The 21,008-nt window shown below is 42.6% G+C and carries 17 protein-coding genes and 1 tRNA gene; 1 reads left to right on the top strand and 17 read right to left on the bottom strand.

All coding sequences use genetic code 11. The annotated features are described in order from the left end of the window. Positions 1-62: 62 nt before the first annotated feature. The 12 genes from gap to RYK49_RS03335 form a co-directional block, all read right to left on the bottom strand. Complete coding sequence (gap, locus tag RYK49_RS03390) at positions 63-1,073, bottom strand: type I glyceraldehyde-3-phosphate dehydrogenase (protein WP_314864892.1); 1,011 nt, start codon at positions 1,071-1,073, stop codon at positions 63-65. 322 nt (positions 1,074-1,395) lie between these two features. Continuing rightward, entirely contained in the window at positions 1,396-3,477 is a 2,082-nt protein-coding gene (fusA, locus tag RYK49_RS03385) for an elongation factor G (protein ID WP_314864890.1), read from the bottom strand. Positions 3,478-3,750: 273 nt separating this feature from the next. Further along, complete coding sequence (rpsG, locus tag RYK49_RS03380) at positions 3,751-4,221, bottom strand: 30S ribosomal protein S7 (RefSeq protein ID WP_000087873.1); 471 nt, start codon at positions 4,219-4,221, stop codon at positions 3,751-3,753. Positions 4,222-4,240: 19 nt separating this feature from the next. After that, entirely contained in the window at positions 4,241-4,654 is a 414-nt protein-coding gene (gene rpsL / locus RYK49_RS03375) for a 30S ribosomal protein S12 (protein ID WP_001142332.1), read from the bottom strand. A 215-nt stretch (positions 4,655-4,869) separates the two neighbouring features. After that, complete coding sequence (locus RYK49_RS03370) at positions 4,870-5,334, bottom strand: hypothetical protein (RefSeq protein WP_314830755.1); 465 nt, start codon at positions 5,332-5,334, stop codon at positions 4,870-4,872. A 21-nt stretch (positions 5,335-5,355) separates the two neighbouring features. Then, entirely contained in the window at positions 5,356-6,171 is an 816-nt protein-coding gene (gene purR / locus RYK49_RS03365; protein ID WP_032905583.1) for a pur operon repressor, read from the bottom strand. A gap of 92 nt (positions 6,172-6,263) precedes the next feature. Next, positions 6,264-7,208: a 3'-5' exoribonuclease YhaM family protein gene (locus tag RYK49_RS03360; RefSeq protein WP_002893873.1), complete on the bottom strand. Its 945-nt coding sequence runs from the start codon at positions 7,206-7,208 to the stop codon at positions 6,264-6,266. After that, complete coding sequence (gene rmuC / locus RYK49_RS03355) at positions 7,198-8,454, bottom strand: DNA recombination protein RmuC (protein ID WP_314830756.1); 1,257 nt, start codon at positions 8,452-8,454, stop codon at positions 7,198-7,200. Before rmuC ends, RYK49_RS03360 begins: the two co-directional genes overlap by 11 nt. 1 nt (position 8,455) lies before the next feature. Next, complete coding sequence (locus RYK49_RS03350; protein ID WP_314830757.1) at positions 8,456-9,088, bottom strand: thiamine diphosphokinase; 633 nt, start codon at positions 9,086-9,088, stop codon at positions 8,456-8,458. Further along, on the bottom strand, positions 9,081-9,740 hold the full coding sequence (gene rpe, locus RYK49_RS03345) for a ribulose-phosphate 3-epimerase (RefSeq protein ID WP_002893879.1): 660 nt from the start codon (positions 9,738-9,740) through the stop codon (positions 9,081-9,083). Before rpe ends, RYK49_RS03350 begins: the two co-directional genes overlap by 8 nt. Positions 9,741-9,751: 11 nt before the next feature. Beyond that, positions 9,752-10,630 carry a ribosome small subunit-dependent GTPase A gene (gene rsgA / locus RYK49_RS03340; protein WP_314830758.1) on the bottom strand — a complete coding sequence of 293 codons (879 nt, stop codon included), beginning with the start codon at positions 10,628-10,630 and terminating at the stop codon, positions 9,752-9,754. 234 nt (positions 10,631-10,864) lie between these two features. Then, entirely contained in the window at positions 10,865-15,547 is a 4,683-nt protein-coding gene (locus tag RYK49_RS03335; RefSeq protein ID WP_314864878.1) for a Cna B-type domain-containing protein, read from the bottom strand. Between the two features lie 194 nt (positions 15,548-15,741). Here RYK49_RS03335 and RYK49_RS03330 point away from each other — a divergent pair. Beyond that, positions 15,742-15,824, top strand: a tRNA-Leu gene (locus RYK49_RS03330). A gap of 15 nt (positions 15,825-15,839) precedes the next feature. On the opposite strand, the gene RYK49_RS03325 is transcribed toward RYK49_RS03330, so the two are convergent. The 5 genes from RYK49_RS03325 to RYK49_RS03305 form a co-directional block, all read right to left on the bottom strand. Next, a complete protein-coding gene (locus RYK49_RS03325; RefSeq protein WP_314366707.1) occupies positions 15,840-16,235 on the bottom strand; it encodes a hypothetical protein in 396 nt (131 codons plus the stop codon). Between the two features lie 56 nt (positions 16,236-16,291). Next, a complete protein-coding gene (gene rsmA, locus RYK49_RS03320) occupies positions 16,292-17,164 on the bottom strand; it encodes a 16S rRNA (adenine(1518)-N(6)/adenine(1519)-N(6))-dimethyltransferase RsmA (protein WP_314366709.1) in 873 nt (290 codons plus the stop codon). Between the two features lie 122 nt (positions 17,165-17,286). Continuing rightward, entirely contained in the window at positions 17,287-19,464 is a 2,178-nt protein-coding gene (locus tag RYK49_RS03315) for a DUF2971 domain-containing protein (protein WP_314864921.1), read from the bottom strand. Between the two features lie 170 nt (positions 19,465-19,634). Beyond that, positions 19,635-20,204, bottom strand: coding sequence for a ribonuclease M5 (rnmV, locus tag RYK49_RS03310; protein ID WP_314864875.1), 570 nt, complete (start codon positions 20,202-20,204; stop codon positions 19,635-19,637). Then, the gene (locus tag RYK49_RS03305) at positions 20,197-20,967 is read right to left on the bottom strand and encodes a TatD family hydrolase (RefSeq protein ID WP_314864873.1); all 771 of its coding nucleotides are present in this window, start codon (positions 20,965-20,967) and stop codon (positions 20,197-20,199) included. The genes rnmV and RYK49_RS03305 overlap by 8 nt, the downstream gene beginning before the upstream one ends. Positions 20,968-21,008: the final 41 nt, after the last annotated feature.

Here is a 21,008-nt window from a genome sequence, read left to right as displayed (position 1 = left end):
ATTCTCACAAAGCAAGGTACAGAAAAAGAGACTCAAATGAGCCTCTTTCTTTTACTATTGAATTATTTAGCGATTTTCGCAAAGTATTCAAGAGTACGTACAAGTTGTGCAGTGTAAGACATTTCGTTGTCGTACCATGATACAACTTTAACCAATTGTTTACCGTCAACGTCAAGAACTTTAGTTTGAGTTGCGTCAAACAATGAACCGTAAGACATACCTACGATATCTGAAGATACGATTGGATCTTCTGTGTAACCGTATGATTCGTTTGAAGCTGCTTTCATAGCTGCGTTCACTTCATCAACAGTAACGTTCTTTTCAAGAACTGCTACCAATTCAGTAACTGATCCAGTTGGAGTTGGAACGCGTTGTGCAGATCCGTCAAGTTTACCGTTCAATTCTGGGATTACAAGACCGATAGCTTTTGCAGCACCAGTTGAGTTAGGAACGATGTTTGCAGCACCAGCGCGAGCACGGCGAAGGTCACCACCACGGTGTGGTCCGTCAAGGATCATTTGGTCACCAGTGTAAGCGTGGATAGTAGTCATCAATCCTTCTACAACACCAAAGTTGTCTTGAAGAGCTTTAGCCATTGGAGCCAAGCAGTTTGTAGTACATGAAGCACCTGAGATAACTGTTTCAGTACCGTCAAGAACGTCGTGGTTAGTGTTGAATACGACTGTTTTAACATCGTTTCCACCAGGAGCAGTGATAACAACTTTCTTAGCTCCACCTGCGTGCAAGTGTTTTTCAGCAGCATCTTTCTTAGCAAAGAAACCAGTTGCTTCAAGAACGATTTCTACACCGTCATTAGCCCAGTCAATTTGTTCTGGGTCACGTTCAGCAGAAACTTTAACGAATTTACCGTTAACTTCAAATCCACCTTCTTTAACTTCAACAGTACCGTCGAAACGACCTTGAGTTGTGTCGTATTTCAACAAGTGTGCAAGCATAACTGGATCTGTAAGGTCGTTGATGCGAGTAACTTCAACACCTTCTACGTTTTGGATACGACGGAAAGCAAGACGACCGATACGACCGAAACCGTTAATACCAACTTTAACTACCATTCGTGATTTCCTCCTTATGAAAATCAAAAAATTTTTATGTGAAAAGAGTAACTTGAGTTGCTACAAATCACCTTTCAACATTTCTATTATATACTTAATTGAGGTAAAATGCAACTGATTTCATTGTTATTAACAAGTATTATGAATTCTTTCACTAACTTTCATTTCGACTTTCATTGATTTGAAAAAGCAAAGCAGTATCTTTTGAAAATGTAGAAATACAACTTACAAAAACATTCATTTCCCCTTTTTATTGAGGGATCGGTTCTCTAAAAAATAGAAAAAGCACCCGCAATCGCGAGTGCCAGGGTTGGCTCAAAGCTCAAGCTTCACCTTTATTTTTCTTAATGATTTCTTCTTGTACTGACTTAGGTACATCTTCGTAGTGGTCAAATACCATCATGAATGTACCACGTCCTTGAGATGCAGAACGAAGAACTGTTGCGTAACCGAACATTTCAGCAAGTGGAACGTAAGCACGAACGATTTGGCTGTTACCGTGTGCTTCCATACCATCTACACGTCCACGACGAGCAGTTACGTGACCCATAACATCACCAAGGTTTTCTTCTGGAACAGTGATTGTTACAAGCATCATTGGCTCAAGGATAGCTGGTTGTGCTGATTTAGCAGCTTCTTTAAGGGCAAGTGAAGCCGCGATCTTGAAGGCAGTTTCAGATGAGTCGACATCGTGGTATGAACCATCGTAAAGCTTAGCTTTAACGTCAACCATTGGGTAACCTGCAAGAACACCGTTAGCCATAGATTCTACCAAACCTTTTTCAACCGCTGGGATAAATTCACGAGGAACCACACCACCGACGATTGCGTTTTCGAATTCGAATCCTTTACCTTCTTCGTTTGGAGTAAATTCAATCCATACATCACCGAATTGACCTTTACCACCAGACTGACGTTTGAAGAATCCACGTGCTTGAGTAGAAGCGCGGAATGTTTCACGGTAAGATACTTGAGGAGCACCTACGTTCGCTTCAACTTTGAACTCACGACGCATACGGTCAACAAGGACGTCAAGGTGAAGCTCACCCATACCAGAGATAACTGTTTCACCAGTTTCAACGTTTGTTTCAACGCGGAATGTTGGATCTTCTTCAGCCAATTTTTGAAGGGCGATACCCATCTTATCTTGGTCAGCTTTAGATTTTGGCTCAACCATCAATTGGATAACTGGTTCTGGAACGTTGATTGACTCAAGGATGATTTTAGCTTTTTCATCTGTCAATGAGTCACCAGTTGTAGTATCTTTCAAACCAACGGCAGCAGCGATATCACCTGAGTAAACAGTGTCAATTTCTTGACGGCTGTTAGCGTGCATTTGAAGGATACGTCCGATACGTTCACGTTTACCTTTAGAAGTGTTCAATACGTATGAACCTGATTGAAGAACACCTGAGTAAACACGGAAGAATGTCAAACGACCTACGAATGGGTCAGTCATGATCTTGAAGGCAAGAGCTGCGAATGGCTCTTCGTCAGATGCTGGACGAGTTTCTTCTTCGTCTGTATCTGGGTTGATACCTTTGATCGCTGGGATGTCAAGTGGGCTTGGAAGGTAGTCGATAACCGCATCAAGCATCAATTGAACACCTTTGTTCTTGAAGGCAGAACCACACAATACTGGGAAGAATTCAACGTTGATAGTCGCTTTACGGATACCAGCTTTCAATTCTTCGTTAGTGATTTCTTCACCTTCGAGGTATTTCATCATCAATTCTTCGTCAGTTTCAGCAACTGCTTCAACCAATTTTTCACGGTATTCTTGAGCTTGGTCAAGGTATTCAGCTGGAATATCTTCTTCAAGGATATCTGTACCAAGGTCGTTAGTATAGATTTCAGCTTTCATCTTGATCAAGTCGATGATACCACGGAAGTCATCTTCAGAACCGATTGGCAATTGGATTGGGTGTGCGTTTGCTTGAAGACGATCGTGAAGTGTGCTTACAGAGTAAAGGAAGTCAGCACCGATTTTGTCCATTTTGTTGGCAAATACGATACGTGGAACTCCATACTCAGTTGCTTGACGCCAAACTGTTTCAGTTTGAGGCTCAACACCTGATTGTGAGTCAAGAACGGTAACCGCACCATCCAATACACGAAGAGAACGTTGTACTTCGATTGTGAAGTCCACGTGTCCTGGTGTGTCGATGATGTTTACGCGGTGGTTGTTCCATTGAGCTGTTGTCGCAGCAGATGTGATAGTGATACCACGCTCTTGCTCTTGCTCCATCCAGTCCATTTGTGACGCACCTTCGTGAGTTTCACCGATTTTGTGGATTTTACCAGTGTAGTAAAGGATACGCTCAGTTGTAGTTGTTTTACCAGCATCGACGTGGGCCATGATACCGATATTACGAGTTTTTTCAAGTGAAAATTCGCGAGCCATTTGGTTATTTCTCCTATTAATTTATTTTACAGTTTATTATAACATTATTTAGCAAAAACGGATAGGCAGGACCTACCCGTTCTCAATGCTTATCTTGTTTGTGTTGGTCTCAACTTGTGAGATAATCAGTTGAATGACAGTTAAGAGCTGACCGAGCTCAATTGAACTCGGGCTAAAAGTCTGGAGAAAAAGATGAATCTCATTGGTTGCAGTCGCAACCTGCTTCGATTCCCTATTTTCTCTGGGACTTTCTTAACGCTTTCGCATCCTATCTTACCAACGGAAGTGTGCGAATGCACGGTTAGCTTCAGCCATACGGTGAGTGTCTTCACGTTTCTTAACAGCTGCACCAGTGTTGTTAGCAGCATCCAAGATTTCTTTTGCAAGACGGTCTTGCATTGTGTGTTCACCACGAAGACGAGCGATTGTTACCAACCAACGAAGTCCAAGTGTTGTACGACGTTCTGGACGAACTTCAACTGGGACTTGGTAGTTAGAACCACCAACACGACGTGCACGTACTTCAAGTACAGGCATGATGTTTTCCATAGCTGTTTCAAATACTTCAAGTGCATCGTTACCAGTAGCTTCTTTGATTTGCTCAAAAGCACCGTAAACGATTGAAGCAGCTGTACCACGTTTACCATCAAGCATAACGCGGTTGATAAGACGAGTAACTAGTTGTGAATTGTAAAGCGGATCTGGCAATACGTCACGTTTTGGAGCTCTATTTTTACGACTCATTTCTCTTTATCCCCTTTCCTTATGCTTTTGGACGTTTAGTACCGTATTTAGAACGGCCTTGTTTACGATCGTTAACACCTGCAGTATCAAGTGCACCACGGACGATATGGTAACGTACCCCTGGAAGGTCTTTTACACGTCCACCACGAAGAAGAACCACGCTGTGCTCTTGCAAGTTGTGTCCGATACCTGGGATGTAGGCAGTAACTTCGATAAGGTTGCTCAAACGTACACGAGCGAATTTACGAAGGGCTGAGTTAGGTTTTTTAGGTGTCATTGTTCCAACACGAGTTGCAACACCACGTTTTTGTGGTGAAGAAACGTTTGTTTGAACTTTTTTATGACTGTTGTAACCAACGTTCAAAGCTGGTGATTTAGATTTTTCTACTTTTGATTTACGCGGTTTGCGAACCAATTGGTTAATTGTAGGCATCTACATTCTCCTGTATTTTTTTAATTTTGGTGATGATACACTTGGTGACAGCTACCATCTGCGTGTACTTTTGCAACATTTGTCAGCACGTCTCTGTACACTTTTGAGAGACCAAAAGTAAAAAGTACCGTCTATCATTATAGCACGACGATACTTTTCTGTCAATACATTTTTTCTATTTTAAGCTTATCTCTGCTTATTAGATTGCTGCTAACTTATTGCTGCGGCTGAGCCACTGCTTCTTCTGATACAGCAGCTGGATTTTCATAAACACCAGCCTGAGCCCCTTCTGGGTCAATCAGGACAGCTATTGCATGAATACGGCTTTGGAATCTAGCCTTAGTAGCTGCATCTTTGACCTTCTCTGCTGCAGTCTTAGCTAGCTGTAAATCTTCCAAAGTTTGCATGGTTTCAAGCTGTTTAACCGCTTCTTCTGCAGCCTGAACTGCTTGCTCCTCTTCCTGAATTTCTTTTTCCTGTGCTTCTTTTTGAGCAGAAGACAGTTGTAAAGAAGAGCTGCTTGATGCGATGCTGGAAGCCGAACTAACTGAATTCCTATTGGTATTAGACTGCCCCTGCACAAAAACCATGCCAGTAATCAGAATCCCAAATAAAATCGACAATACTCCTAAACGAATCCACAACGGACTGTGGTCAAACTTTTCTAAAACTGTTTTCATCTATAATCTCCGCCCTTTTCCCTAATCAAAAATATTTCCAATTTCCACATCAATGGTATTCGCCTTGACATCAATATTGGTTACTTTCAAGAGCGATTTATAGTCCAGATAATCGCGATTAGCCTGCGCGTTGTCCGCAAAGACAGCTACACCTGCCAACTCAGAGTCAAACTCAGACAAGAGGCTAATCATCCCTGTAATGGTCCCCCCGCCTTTGAGGAAGTCATCCACAATCAAGACACGACTGCCGGCCTTGAGACTTCGCTTGGACAAGAACATCTTTTCGATACGATCTCCGCTGGAGCCCGATACGTAGTTGACACTGACCGTTGATCCTTCTGTAATCTTTAAATCCCGACGAACGATGACAAAAGGTACATTGAGAACATTGGCTACTGCATTGGCCAAAGGAACACCCTTAGTTGCAACCGTCATGACAGCATCAATCTGTTGATCTTTAAAACTTTTGGCAATAATCCGTCCGATATTATTCAAAATGGATGGAGTACTGAGCAGATCAGATAGGTAAATGTAGCCCCCCGGAAGAATCCGATTGCTTTCCGACAGCTGATCACAAAGACCTTGTACAATGGTCTTAGCTTCTGTATCTGAGATGGACGGGCTAAAAATCACTCCTCCACCAGCACCAGTAATCGTTTCGATAGTCCCAATTTCAATCTCTTCAAAGGCTCGCTTAATAATGACAATATCTTCTGAAATAGAAGATTTGGCAGATTCGTATTTTTCTGCAAATGTATTTAAGCTCGTTAATTCATAAGGATGGTTAATCAAATAATTGGAAATAACCACCATACGCTCACTTCTTCTTAATTTCATTTTTTCACCAATTAAAGTTATTTTATTCATTATACCATAACAGAAACAAAAAAACGAACATTCTTTTCCAAGTAATGTCCATTTTTCGTATTTTACTGTTCAAGTTTTGGTTTGTAGAAAGAACGGCCTTCAAGAGCGAATATTTTATTGCTCATTTCACCTGGATCCACAAGTCCTAAGGCAGCAGTCATCATCATCATCTCCGCATCCAGATTATCAATCATGTGCAGAATTTCTGCCTCCATAATCTTAGGCCGTACAGGACTGCCATATTCCAAGAGACCGTGGTGGCTGAGAAGGACATGGCGCAGGACAATAACCTCTTCCTTACTATCGTCAATTTTCAGCTCCATCAGGGTCTTGGTCAATTCTTCATCAATCAAAGCAATGTGGCCAATCAGATTGCCTCGCACAGTGTACTCGGTATTTTCCGGACCGCTGAGCTCAATAACCTTAGCCAAGTCATGAAGCATAATCCCAGCAAAGAGCAAGCTTTTATTAAGCTGAGGATAAATGTCTCCGATAGCATCTGCCAGCTTGACCATGGTAGCGGTATGAAAGGCTAGCCCCGACTCAAAAGCATGGTGATTGGTCTTGGCAGCTGGATAAGAATAAAACTCCTTGTCGTATTTGCTATAAAGTGATCGGACCACGCGCTGCCAGACCGAATTCTCAATCTTGAAAATCATCTGAGATAAATAGTCTCGGATTTCTTTCTGGTCTACTGGCGGCTTTTCCTTGAAATCCGCTGGGTCATTGGGCTCTCCAGCCTTAGGAAGACGCAGGGTCAGTTGATTTACCTGGGGTGTGTTATTGTAAACTTCTCGTCGGCCTTGCATATGCACGACCTTGCCAGCAGTGAATTCTTCGACATTATGTGGCTGGGCATCCCAGAGTTTGCCTTCAATTACCCCTGTATCGTCTTGGAAAGTGAAGGCCAGATAATTTTTCCCAGCCCTTGTCTGACGGACTTCTGCTGACTTGATCAGATAGAAACCTTCAAACAGTTCATCTTTTTTCATTTGATTAATCTTCATTGTTTTCCCTTTCTTCTGAAAAATCAAGTAAGTCCAAATCGAGGTCTTGGTCAGACAGCTCAATATGGCGTAAGGTTCTTTCGATAGCTCCTGTCCGCCGGGTTAAGAGTTCATCAATATTGCCCGAAGCATGCTGCAAATGTTTCTGTGCCTTGGTCAGAATTCCACCGAACTTGTTAAACTCGGATTTGACAGAGCCCAGAACCTTGCTGATGTCGTCCGCACTTTTTTGAATATTGAGCGTTTTAAAGCCGACAGACAGTGAATTGAGCAGAGCAGAGAGGGTAGATGGCCCCGCAACCACAATCTGCTCCTCCCGCCGCAAACTGTCAAAAAAGGCTGGATTGCGGACAACTTCCGAATAGAGACCTTCCGTTGGCAGAAACATGATACCAAAGTTGGTCGTAGCTGGCGGTGCCAGATATTTACTCTTAATATCCTTGGCAAAGCGTTTAACGCTTGCTAAGAGAGACTTGCGGTAGAGCTCAATCTCTTCCTTGCTGCCAGACTCATAAGCATCTTCCAAACGGTAGTAATCGGCCAGAGGAAACTTAGAATCAATGGGCAGATAGACATATTCATGCTCCGTCTGTCCCGGCAGTTTAATGGCATATTCGACACGCTCGCTGGATCCGGCCACCGTCACAAACTCTCGCTCATACTGACTGGCCGTCATAATGTCCTCAATAATCTGCCCCAGCTGCAGCTCCCCTAAAATCCCCCGGGTCTTGGTATTTGAAAGAACCTTGTTCAGCGTGCCGACATCTCGGGCAACACTCTGCATTTCTCCCAGACCGCGATTAACAGACTCCAATTGCTTAGAGACCGTTTCAAAAGAAGTCTGAAGACGAGTCTGAAGTGTCTTTTCCAGTTTTTCTTCAACAGTCTGCCGCATCTGCTCTAGACGTGTTTCATTGGACTCTTGGATCTGCCGCATACGCTCGTCAGTTTTATCCCGATTCTTGGTCAGATTGTCACTGATTTCCAAGCGCAGCTCTGTCAAGTTGCGGTGCAAATCTGTCCTGACCTCGCTCAAACGGTCTCCCAGAGCTAATTCCAGCTCTTTCTGAGCCGTTTGCTTTTTCTGACTTTCCTGCTCCAAGCGATAGTCCAACTGATCCGATAGATGATCTGCCTGATTTTCCAAGACTTGCTTTAGCGTCTCGGTCTGCTGACTAAGCTTTTGCCATAAAAGAAAGGTCAGCACTAGATTTCCCAAAAGAATGAGGATGATTATAAACTCCATATCAGCTCCTGTCTTTGCTGTAAATGACGACTGTATAGCCGCTATCAAAGTCCAAATAAATGGGTCTATCTATAAATTCGTTAGAAGCATACACTTTTTTGAAAAAAAAGTTATCTTTATTGAGCGGATATTTGGCGCCCTCAATCGTTAAGGCAGCATCATCCGACGGCAGAAAGGCCAGATAACGCATGCCAGCTACTGGTTTGATTTCATGGCGCCCCTTGGGAACATAGGTCAAAAGATTCTGTTCGTCTTCCAGAAAAATCTTCTCCATATAAGGTGCAATTATTTCATTACTGGGCAGGAAAACATTGGCCAAGGCATGATCCAGACGGCCGCCAAAGGCGCCGAAAATGGTCAAACGGGCATCTGGATAGCGCTCAAAACAAGCTAGAACAGCTAACTCCAGGTCCGTATCATCCTTTTCAGGATGGGCCTGAACGACTTCCTTGGCACTATCTTTTATGCGCAGCAATTCTTCCTTGCTCACAGAGTCAAAATCTCCGACAGCCAAGTCAGGACAAACTCCCTGCTCAAGCAGAAAGAGGCTTCCACGGTCTACTCCGACCAAAACATCAAAATCTAAGCTAAAATGCTCCAAGTTCCCGCCAGCAAACAGTGCAATCTTAGTCATGCAGGGCATCCCTTAAGGTCTGAACTTGATGATTGACATCACCTTTGAAGACATAGCTGCCTGCTACGAAGACATTGGCACCGGCTTCTTTAGCAATCCCAATGGTCTTATCGTCAATACCGCCATCTACTTCAATATCAAAATTCAGCTGATTGACTTCACGCAGAACGACCAGCTCACGGATCTTATCCATGGTTTCTGGCAGAAAGGCCTGACCGCCGAAGCCTGGATTAACTGTCATCACAAGGACTTGATCAACCAAATTCAAAACGTTTTTGACTGCTTCGACTGGTGTTCCCGGATTAATCACAACACTAGGCTTGACTCCTGCTGCCCGAATCTTCTGCAGCGCTCCGTGGATATGAGGTGTCGCTTCGGCATGGATGCTGATAATATCTGCACCGGCACGAGCGAATTCTTCGATATGGTGCTCAGGATTGGAAACCATCAGATGGCAATCAAAGACTAGCTTGCTGTGAGGACGCATACTGGCAACAACCCCAGCCCCAAAGCTGATATTGGGTACAAAATGACCATCCATAATATCAATATGGGCATACTCAGCGCCTGTTGCTTCTAACTTTTTCAGTTCTGATTCAAAATTAGCATAGTCCGCACTTAAGATTGAAGGGGCAATTTTGAATGATGTCATAGTTCTTCTCCTTATTTAGAATTTTTTTTTGCAACTTTTTTATAGATTTCCCGACGATTTTCAATCTCGCTGAGAAACTGCAGGTAATTATCAAAGCGGAATGACGCTATCTGGCCGGACTCGACTGCTGGCTTAACGGCACAAGCCGGCTCGTGAGTATGGGTACAAGTACGAAACTTACAGGACTGGCTGAACTCAGCAATCTCTGGAAAAGCTTGATTGAGATCTTCAGCTGTAGTCACCTCGTAGTCCAAAGACGAAAATCCTGGCGTATCGGCAATCTTACCGCCATTTAGATTGTAAAAGCTGACAGCCCGTGTTGTATGACGGCCACGGCCCAGACTTTCAGAAATCTCTCCTGTTTCTAGCTGCAGGTCTGGGGCGATTTTATTGAGCAGAGTGGACTTTCCGACCCCAGTCTGTCCCATGAAAACAGTGATTTTCCCTGTCAGCAGCGGCAGCAATTCCTCAGTCGTCTTAATGACCTCATAGCCGATGGACTGATAGGCCTGCACATAGACATCCAAGCTCTGCTCATCTTCAAGCAGGTCTAACTTGCTGATGTAGATAATAGGATGAATCCGCTTATGCTCTAAAAGCACCAGAAAACGATCTAACAGATTGGCATTGAAATCTGGCTCTTTCGCGCTCATGATTACAACTGCCTGGTCAATGTTGACAATCGGAGGCCGCACAAGACTGTTCTTTCGCTCTGCTATTTTTAAAATATAGCCTTCCGAGTCTTTTTCTGCTGAAAATTCGACTTCATCACCGACATAAGGTGTCTGCCCTTTTTTGCGAAAATTACCCCGCGCTCTGGTTTGATAAACCTGTCCGTCCGATTCTACATAATAGAAACCAGCCAGAGCCTTAATGATTTTTCCTTGCAAGATTGCTCCTTAAAAGTTAATACACTCATTATAACAAAAAAAGCGAGATTTAGCTTGCTTGTTTTGCATAGAAGACATTTCTTAAGGTTAGGTTCATTTTTCATAGAAAACAGTTGTTTTAAAATACTTGTGATGAAACTGACATGATAAAAGCGAACAAGCTCAAAAGAACCTGTTCGCTTTTTCATATCGAATGAGATGCTCACTGTAATTTTCAGTAAGTCATAAAACTGATTAGCTGCGTTTTGCCTTAGCCATCAGCATTCCTCCTGCGAGAAGCGCTGCTAGGAAGCCAAGAATAGTAACAAGGAGATTTTCTTCCTGTCCAGTACGAGGAAGAGCTTTACCTCCGACTTTCGGAGCTTGACCACCTGGCTTGTTAGTTATCGCTCCGTCAACAACCTCTTTCTTAGCAGGGATATGACTAAAGGTCAGCTGAGTACCTTTGATCTCAAGCTTGTAGCCATCTACTGGATCAGCCGCAACGCTATAAACAATTTCCTTGCCATCCTTGTACTTAGGAAGGTCGCTAAAGTTATACTGCCAACCATTTTCTTCTGACACAACCTCTTCTTTGATTGGTTTGCCATCTGCCAAGAGGCGAACAGTAACCTTAGAAGGTCGCACCTTATCTTGATTTTCAGCATCTGACCATACCGCAGTTCCCTTAACAGCAATCTGTGTTGGTTTATAGCTGTTAGTCAAAGTGAAGCTGCCATCTGTTGCTTGTTCTTGGCTACTGCTATAACCCTCAACTGTCACTTCTTCAAGGACTGTATAGTTGATTTTCTTGCCCTTCTTATTCTTAGGCAGATCTTTAGACTCAAACTTCCAGTCAGTAGCGGCTGTCACTTCCAGCTCATCTACCACCTTGTCTCCGTCCAAAATCTTTACCTTGATAGATGCTGGGCGCTTGCCGTCTTGATTATTAGCATCATCCCAAACCTTTTGACCAGAGACTTTAACAGTTTCTGGAGTGTAGGAGTTGGTAATAGTGAACTTATCAATCTTAGTTTCATATTGAGCAACCGCATCTTCCTTAAGTGTGTAGGCAATCTCTTGACCATTTCTATATTTAGGCAGGTCTTTAGATTCAAACTTCCATCCGTTAGCAGCTGTTACTTCAAGTGTATCAACAATAGTGCTTCCATCCATTACCTTAACTGTAATAGATGTTGGGCGTTTGCCGTCTTGATCGTCTGCATCATCCCAGACTTTCTGACCAGAAACTTTAACCTGCTCTGGAGTATGAGAGTTAGTGATTATCTGACCTTCTACTTTCGGACTGTAACCTTTTTCTTTCAAAGCGGCTACTGTTGCATCATCCTCTTTGACGGAGTAGGTGATCTTCTGTCCCTTGTCAAACTGAGGCAGATTAGTGAAACTTGCTTTCCATGTGTTGGCATCTGCCTTATCAGCAACTGTCAAGGTTAATGTCTTACCTGCGACAGCAGCTGGCTCTTCACCATTTACTGAGCTATACAGTTGCACTGTGATAGAAGCTGGACGCTTGCCGTCTTGGTTATCAGCATCATCCCAGACCTTCGTAACAGCATATTCTGTACTTTGAGGAGTGTAAGAATTAGTAATGGTGAACTTATCAATCTTAGTTTGATAGTCCGCAACTGCTTCTTCAGTAACAGTATAGGCAATCTCTTGACCTGCTGCATACTTAGGAAGGGCTTTAGACTCAAACTTCCAATCGTTAGCAGCTGTTACTTCCAGCTCATCTACGACAGTATCGCCATTTTTCACCTTAACCTTAACAGAAGCTGGACGCTTGCCATCTTGGTTATCAGCGTCATCCCAGACTTTTTGACCGGAAATCTTGATCATCTCTGGAGTGTAAGAGTTAGTAACTGTGAAATCTTTGATTTCTTTAGTGTAGCCAACTACATCATCTTCCTCGATAGAGTAATCAATCTTCTGACCATTTTCATAGACTGGCAGATTTTCAAATTTGGTTTGCCATTGATCAGCAGCAGTCACTTCCTTGCTAGCGACTTCTGTCTTGACACCGCCGACGGTCTTCATCAGCTTAATGCTAATCTTAGTTGGACGTTTACCGTCTTGATTGTCGCTGTCATTCCAAGTCTTGCTAGCAGTAATTTCTGTCTTTTCTGGTGTATAAGAGTTAGTGATATTGTAGCCGTTAAGACTGGTTGAATAACCTGGCACAGCTTCTTCCGTTACTGTATAGGTAATTCGTTGGCCATCCTGGTAGACTGGCAAGCCAGTAAAGTTGTAAGACCAGCCTTCTACCTCTCCGACTGTTTGTGTATTGACTTTTTGACCGTCAGCTAGCAGATTAACTGTGATAGAAGCTGGACGTTTGCCATCCTGGTTATCGCCATCTTCCCAAGTCTTGCTTCCAGACACAGTCGTTGTCTCTGGAGTGTAAGAGTTGGTAATGTTGTAACCATCCACTTTGCTAGTATAACCTGGTACAGCTTCCTCACTTACGGTATAAGTGATTTCTTGGCCTGCTGCATATTTAGGTAAAGCCTTAGACTCATACTTCCATTCGTTAGCGGAAGTCACATTTTGCTCATCAACAACCGTATCACCATTCAGAATTTTAACCTTAACAGAAGCTGGACGCTTACCATCTTGGTTATCTGCATCATCCCAGACTTTCTGACCGGAAACCTTGACCGTTTCTGGAGTGTAAGAGTTGGTGATGTTGTAGCCGTCCACCTTGCTCGTGTAGCCTGAGACAGCTTCTTCTGCAACAGTATAAGCAATTTCTTGGCCTGCTGCATATTTAGGAAGAGGATTGGATTCATATTTCCAACCGTTAGCAGCCGTCACTTCCTGCACATCGACAATATCTTGTCCTTTCAAGATCTTGACTCTAACAACATTTGGACGCTTGCCGTCTTGGTTTTCCGCATCATCCCACTTCTTCTGACCGGAAATCTTGATGGTTTCTGGCTTGTAAGTGTTGGTCACCACAAAGCCGTCAGCAGCATTGCCAGTTACCTGAGATTGATAGTGAGGGACCGCGTCTTCTTCCAGAGAATAAACAACTTCTTGTCCCTTTTCATATTTGTTCAAGTTGGTGAACTCGGTTGCCCACTGGTCAGCTTCGGTCAGAGTTCGATTCGCAACTTCTGATTTCTGACCACCAACTTCTTTATAAAGTTTTACAACAACATTGGCAGGACGTTTGCCGTCTTGATTTTCAGCGTCATCCCATTTTTTGCTAGCTTTGATAGCGATTTTCTCTGGCGTACGACTATTGGTAACAGTGAGATTTTCCTGATCTACTTCTGGAGCATCGTAGCCATCAAGCTGAACTTCACCGATTGTATAGGTGATTTTTTGACCATTTGTATCAAAGATTGGTAAATCACTTGTCTGAGCTGTCCACTCCGCATCAGTACTGCCACCAGTTACGGTCACTGTCTTATCAGCCAGTTTTTGACCGTTAGCGTAGACATCTACAGCAATAGAAGCTGGACGCTTGCCGTCCTGATTGTTTTCATCTTTCCAAATTTTCTTGACTGTCAGCTTTTTGCTGGCATTTGGATCAACCGTGTTCTTGACTGTCTTAACCGCTCCATCAGCCTTGATAGTCACTTTCATCGGATTGCTGTCCAGTACATAGCCTTCCGGAGCTGTTACTTCTTCTACAGTGAATTGACCTTTCTTGATTTCTTCACTTGAGAAAGGTTGTGTAGAAACCCGACCGTTAGCATCTGTTGGCGGCAGAGTAATCTCTTCACCGCTAGGAGTTGTCACCTTAAAGACAGCACCTTCCAGCATTTTGCCAGTCTTAGAATCTTGCTTGTAGAGAACCAGACTGTTGCTGATATCAGCTGTGATGACACCGCCCTCTGTAATCCGGCTGCTGCGCTCTATCGTAGAACTCGTCTGACTAGGACGATCGTCTCTGAATGGCAGTTTTGTATTATCAACTTCCATCTCAGCCGTATTGGATACTAAAGAACCATCAGCTGGTGAAGTAGTCATATAGTTCAACATAAAGGCACGATTGCCTGGGTTATTGATGGTTAGAGTAAACTCTGTATAAGTGTCATTATAGGCAACTGTATAATCTTGACCTTCTTTCAAGATAACAGAATTCGCAATACTTGATAAACTCTGCGTGTACTCCCCTTGGCGAAGGACAAGTTGCTCCGGAACAAATTGCATTGGTGCACTGCTATCTGGAATGACATCCTTGATAACAATCGGAGAATTATAAGTCTTTTGCTGAGTATTGATACGAACAGTCCAGTTGTGCGAGTAGTCACCGCTCTTTCCTAGAATAGCCGAATTATATGGCTTCTTAGCAATGACTCCTCCAATCTTAGCGTAGTTTTCACCAGCTGTTGAAAAACTGCTCTGTTTGCGCTCGTTAATGGTTACCTTATGGCTCATCGCACCTTGAGTTTCCTCAGGCTTATAATTCCAATCCTGTTCAGCGCCTACTGTTGTCGCCTGAAAGTCGAAAAAGAAGCTTCCTCTTACACCAGTAGCAGTTGTTTTAGCTTTGTAATCTGCTAAATTTTGAATAGTGACTGTAATAAGGCCACCCTTACCCGAACCATTCGACGTCATCTTAGCAGCTCCAAGCTGGACCTGCGTTTCATTATCTGTCAGAGTAAAAGTTGTACCATCAGCAATGGTTGCACCGTTCGGTACTGTAAAGGTAAAGGTATCCCCATCCTTGAGCTTGTTATCGTAAGCAGACAAATCAAAAACTAGCTCATAGCGATAATTCCCCCCTTGGACCAAATTGTAAGCACCGTTAACCTTGGTTGCTTCGCGGCCATTAGAATGATCCCAGATTTTAATATCTGTGATTGCATTCTTCAAAGCATCAGCTTGAGCAGTTGTTGTAAATAGCTTCAAATCCAGCAAAAACAGAAGGGGCAGCATCAAAAATAGCAGCCATTTTTTCAGTTTCATAACATTCTCCTTTTTTATTTCGTTACCTAAATAAGTAATTAATCTAATTGTAACAAATACTTACTATAATGGCAATATCATAGAACTATTTTAGTAAAGAAAAAATAGAAATTTTTCCGCTTTTTTTACTGTATGAAAAAAACTGATATTCTCTATTGGCATTTTCACAAAAATAAGTTATAATAGAATCTCAAGCGGAGGTGGTGGAACGGCAGACACGCATGCTTCAGGCGCATGTGCCCGTACGGGTGTGAGGGTTCAAATCCCTTCCTCCGCATAAAAAGCAATCCTATCATGATTGATAGGATTTTTTGTTATTATGAAGCAGAATTACACTGCTGAGAAAAGCCAGAAAGGTCAGTCCCCCTGTTAAATACTTCTCTAATAGACTAGCGGTAACAAAGAAATTGAAAACAGTGGCCAAAAAGAGAAAAACAGTTCCGCTTAAGATGATCTTTCTCAGAACAGAAGACTTTAAGCTACTTCTTAGCCAGCCTCCAAACGATAAATAACTGAAACTAAAGAAACCCCACAGCAAGAAAAGCAGGAAGTTGACAGGACGCAGCCATAAAGGAAATACTATATAAGCGCCGCCAAATAACAAACGTCCTAGCAGTAGAAGGAAATGGAGTAAAGACTGCGAAAACCAGAGCAAGGCAGAAAACAAAGACAGACATTTCACTTTCATATTTACCTCATTAGCAAAATAGAAGACCAGCTATATAGAGCGGATCTTCTATTTTTTTATAATTCTTCAGACTTCAAAGCGTCTGCCAAGCGCGCAAATTCCTCTAAACTCAGAGCTTCTCCCCGAACACTTGGAGATAAGTCAGCTCGTTCTAAAGCTGCTGTTAGTTTGCCTTTAGTCTCCTCTGACTTTCCAAAACAACTGGTCAGGTTATTCCATAGGGTCTTCCTGCGGTGGACAAAGCTGGCCTTGGAAACCTTGAAAAAGAATTTCTCGTCCTGTACCTCAACAGCTGGCTGGTCTCTGCGCACCATCTTGAGAATAGCCGAATCCACATTTGGCGCAGGCACAAATACTGTTCGCGGCACAATAAAAGCAACCTTGGCCGTCATGTAATACTGTACCGCAATCGACAAACTACCGTAGGCCTTGGTATTAGGCTGAGCTGATATCCGATCCGCTACTTCTTTTTGCATCATAACGACAAACTCACTAAAAGGAATCCCGCTTTCAATCAAATGCATAAGAATAGGCGTCGTAATGTAGTAGGGCAGATTTGCCACTACCTTGATAGGCAGGTCTGGATTTTTAAACTCTGCTATGTACTGGGCCAAATCAACCTTGAGAATATCCTGATTGACCACTGTCACATTGTCAAAATCGCGCAGAGTATCCGCCAAAATCGGTACCAGCCGATCATCAATCTCAAAGGCCATGACCTCTGCAGCATTTTCCGCCAAAAATTCCGTCAAAGCCCCAATACCAGGCCCAATTTCAATGACATTGACATTTTTATCAATCTCGGCTGTATCCACAATCTTCTGGAGGATGTTGGTATCAGTCAGGAAATTCTGACCGAAAGATTTTTTAAAAGTGAAACCGTGACGCTCCAGAATGGCACGGGTCACACTATGGTCTGCAATTCTCATTTTATTACGAATACAGTCTGCTGTATTCTTCCTTTCTTTTCTTCTATACCAGCATGTTTCAGAGGACTTGGATATGGCTCCAGTTCTCCTATTGAATCCTTATATTTGGCTTATAGAGCCCTTTATCTAAATTTTATCATAGATTTTTTAAACACAATATCCTTATCCAAGAGTTTCAACAGGGGAGTTACGTATTCAGGATTCGGAAACTTAGGACCAAAAATGACTTCACCGATTTGAATTGGATTTTCCCGTTCTACATAAAGTTTACCCATTCCAGAAGACTTATCAATCTTGATTTCTGTATTCTCAGAATCTAGGTTAGCATAGCGTAAGATACGCAGTTCGTTCTCATATTTGTAATCTACAGATTTAAACAAGTAACGAATTTCCTCTATACAGTCAGAAATAGCTTTTTGATAAAATTCATCCTCCTTATTGGAATTCTCATCTAGTTTTTCCTTTAAACCATTTAACGATGTCTTTAACTCTTCAATTTCAGCACTATCAAAGAGTTCTGTTTGTTCTAGTTCAAAGTTATTATCTGTATAACTGACGTAAGCTATTCGGTAGAGATAATCAACATTTCCTTTTGAAACATTACCTTTTTCTTCAGAATTCGCTTCAGTTCCTTCATCATTAACAGTATCGACGGAATTCTCACTCTCACTCCGAAAGATAGATTTTTCTAAACCACTATTTAATTCAGATTTCATTAAATACATCTTATCAGAAAATTCTAAAGAGAGCTTTTCTTGACGCCAAGAGACATCATTGAAGGATGTGAATCTAGAAAAGTCATCCTCCCGAAGTACAATACAAACACCTTGGGCATCATCACCATACTGGGACCACATAGCTAAATCATCCGTTTTACTAGTAAAGCTCATTAAAAACCATGAACTTGGCTCCAAAGCATCTCGTCTATCTAAGCCCAAGATCTTTTCTATGATGATACCTTCTTCAGGATCATTCATATAATTAGCGTTATTCAAACGAGTTTTTCCAGATATGGAAAAGTTTGATTCCTCCTTCTGGTCCAATAAGCTTTGAAGTACGCTTCCTCTAGTGTAATGGCCAAACTTAAGATTTTCCTTTCTATCTTCATCTTTCAATCCCAGTTGATACTTAATTTTTTGAACATATTGATAAATCGACAGCAGATTCTTTAATTCATCCGACTCTTCTTTATAATGCTCTGCCCATGGTTGTAAAATAGCATATTTAGTATTCTTTAAAAGACCTTCTCTTAGGATAAAGTTGAATAGCTTATACTCCTCGCTGTCACAAACATTATCATTACTAAAAAATCGATCATCAAAATTTTGTAACATAAATGTGGAGAATTGGTCATAGAGTTGTTTAATTATTTTTGTAGCTTGAAGACATTCACTTAACTCTGTTTGGTGTTCAAATAAGCTCGCTAAAAACATAACATATATAAAAGCAATTTCTTCAGATTCTTGGAAGCGTTCACGTTCATGCAATTCCTTTAATTTCTTAGCAGTAGTCGCCAGTTCATTCAACTCAGTCTGCTTGGTTGATAAATTGAACAAAGTCATAGCATACATTTCTGCTATATCAGGCGAGTCAGGGAATTGTTGATGCAAGGCCTGTAATTTCTCAGCAGTAGCCTCCCGCTCTTTCAACTCAGGCTGCTTGTCTGATAAAATAGCCAAAATCTTAGCATACCCCAAAGCTATATCAGGCGAGTCAGGGAATTGTTGATGCAAGACCTGTAATTTCGCAACAGTAGCCTCCCGCTCTTTCAACTCAGGCTGCTTGTCTGATAAAATAGCCAAAATCTTAGCATACCCCAAAGCTATATCAGGCGAGTCAGGGAATTGTTGATGCAAGACCTGTAATTTCGCAACAGTAGCCGCCAGTTCTTTTAACTCGGTCTGCTCGGTTGATACATTGACCAAAATCATAGCAAAGGCTTCTGCTATATCAGGTGAATCTGGAAACTGCTCATGCAAGGCCTGCAATTTGTCAACTGTACCCTCCTGTTCGTTCAACTCAGGCTGCTTAACTGATAAATTAAACAAAATCTTAGCATAATTCAATGCTATATCAGGTGAATCTGGAAACTGCTCATGCAAGGCCTGCAATTTGTCAACTGTACCCTCCTGTTCGTTCAACTCAGGCTGCTTGAGTGATAAATTGAACAAACTCTTAACAAAGGCTTCTGCTATATCAGATGAATCTAGAAACTGTTCATGCAAGGCCTGCAATTTATCAACAGTTGCCTTCAGTTCGTTCAACTCAGGCTGCTCAACTGATAAATTGACCAAAATCATAGCATACGTTAACGCTATGTATTCCAATTCAGGATATTTCTCATAAATTTTTTTTGCTTTTTTTGCTATAGCTTCATAAGAAGACTTATCTATTTGTTGCTCTGTTGATAAGCGAACAAGTTGTTTGCCTAATTCTTCTAAACCTTGTCCTAAATCATATTCTTTTTCATTCATTTTTCATGCCTCTCCATCGTTTCTTCCACTTCCGCCAAGGTCACACCAAACAATTCCAAACGTTTGAGCAGTTGCTTGCCATTAGAATAGCCGATGCGGAGTTGCTCGCCCAGATACTCTCGACGCTGACGGCTGTCGCTTCCCATAAGCAGACCTAGTCGCACAAGGTCGCCTTTGGTGATGTCAAAATTATCCTCATCATCAAAATATCCGACCAGCCCAGCTAACGCATGCTGTAAATCCTCAAATGAAGCATGCTCTACCCCAAGCGATTTACCCTTGTTCTTAGACTTGGGAGCCGCCTCATCTCGACGAAGAAAGGCATGCTGAGCAGTTGGCACTGCCTCCATAATCATTCGACGGATACGCTCACCATTGTAGTCTGGATCGGTAAAGACAATAACACCACGCAGCTGGTGCAGTTTCTCTATCCTCTCTAGGTCTTCTTCATTGATAGCAGAACCTCTCGTCTCGTAAGTGTCCACTTGGTAAAATCGCTGCAGATTGGCTGTATCATCCTTGCCCTCAACGACGATTACTTGAGGGATTTTTATCTTCTCAGTCAAGCCCAAACACCTTCTTTGCATTATCATAGGTCGTCTGTGCTACTTCGTCGGCAGTCAGTCCACGTAGCTCAGCAATTTTCTCTACCACATAGCGAGTATAGGCTGTTTTGTTTTCTCGGCCACGCTTGGGAACAGGCGCTAGGTAAGGCGCGTCAGTCTCGACGAGGATTTTGTCCAAAGGTAGGTTCTGCGCAGCTTCTTGAATATCCGTCGCTTTTTTAAAGGTAACGACTCCAGAAAAGGAAATCATCATCCCTAGCTCGATAAAGCGCTCTGCCATTTCCAAAGAACCCGAATAAGAGTGCATAATACCGCCTCGAGGACCTACACCCTCACTCTTGATAATCTCATAAGTATCCTCCAATGCGTCACGTGTGTGAACGACAAAGGGCAGGTTCAGCTCTTTGGAGAGCTGGATTTGGCGTCGAAATACCCGCTCCTGAACATCCTTGGGCGCAGTCATCCAGTGATAGTCCAGCCCAATCTCGCCCAGAGCCAGCACCTTGGGGTGACGAAGCTTGTCCAGCAGATAGGCTTCCACCGCCTCATCATAAGTCCCAGCCTCAGTCGGATGCCAGCCAATCGTAGCATAAAGCTGATCATAGCTGTCGGCCAACTCCAAGGCGCGCTCAATGGTTGGTCGGTCAAAACCCACAATATTTATTTTGCTGACGCCCATTTCAGAGGCCAACTGGAGCTCCTCTGCTTCTCGACCAGCAAATTCTTCCACATTTAAATGTGTGTGTGTATCAAAAATTTTCATGCTTTACTTCCTTGTCTTTCCTGTCCTTTATTATATCAAAA

The sequence above is a fragment of the uncultured Streptococcus sp. genome (assembly GCF_963525625.1).
GTDB lineage: Bacteria > Bacillota > Bacilli > Lactobacillales > Streptococcaceae > Streptococcus.
The sequence above is the reverse complement of the archived record's forward strand: the minus strand, read 5'-3'. Positions and strand labels throughout refer to the sequence as shown.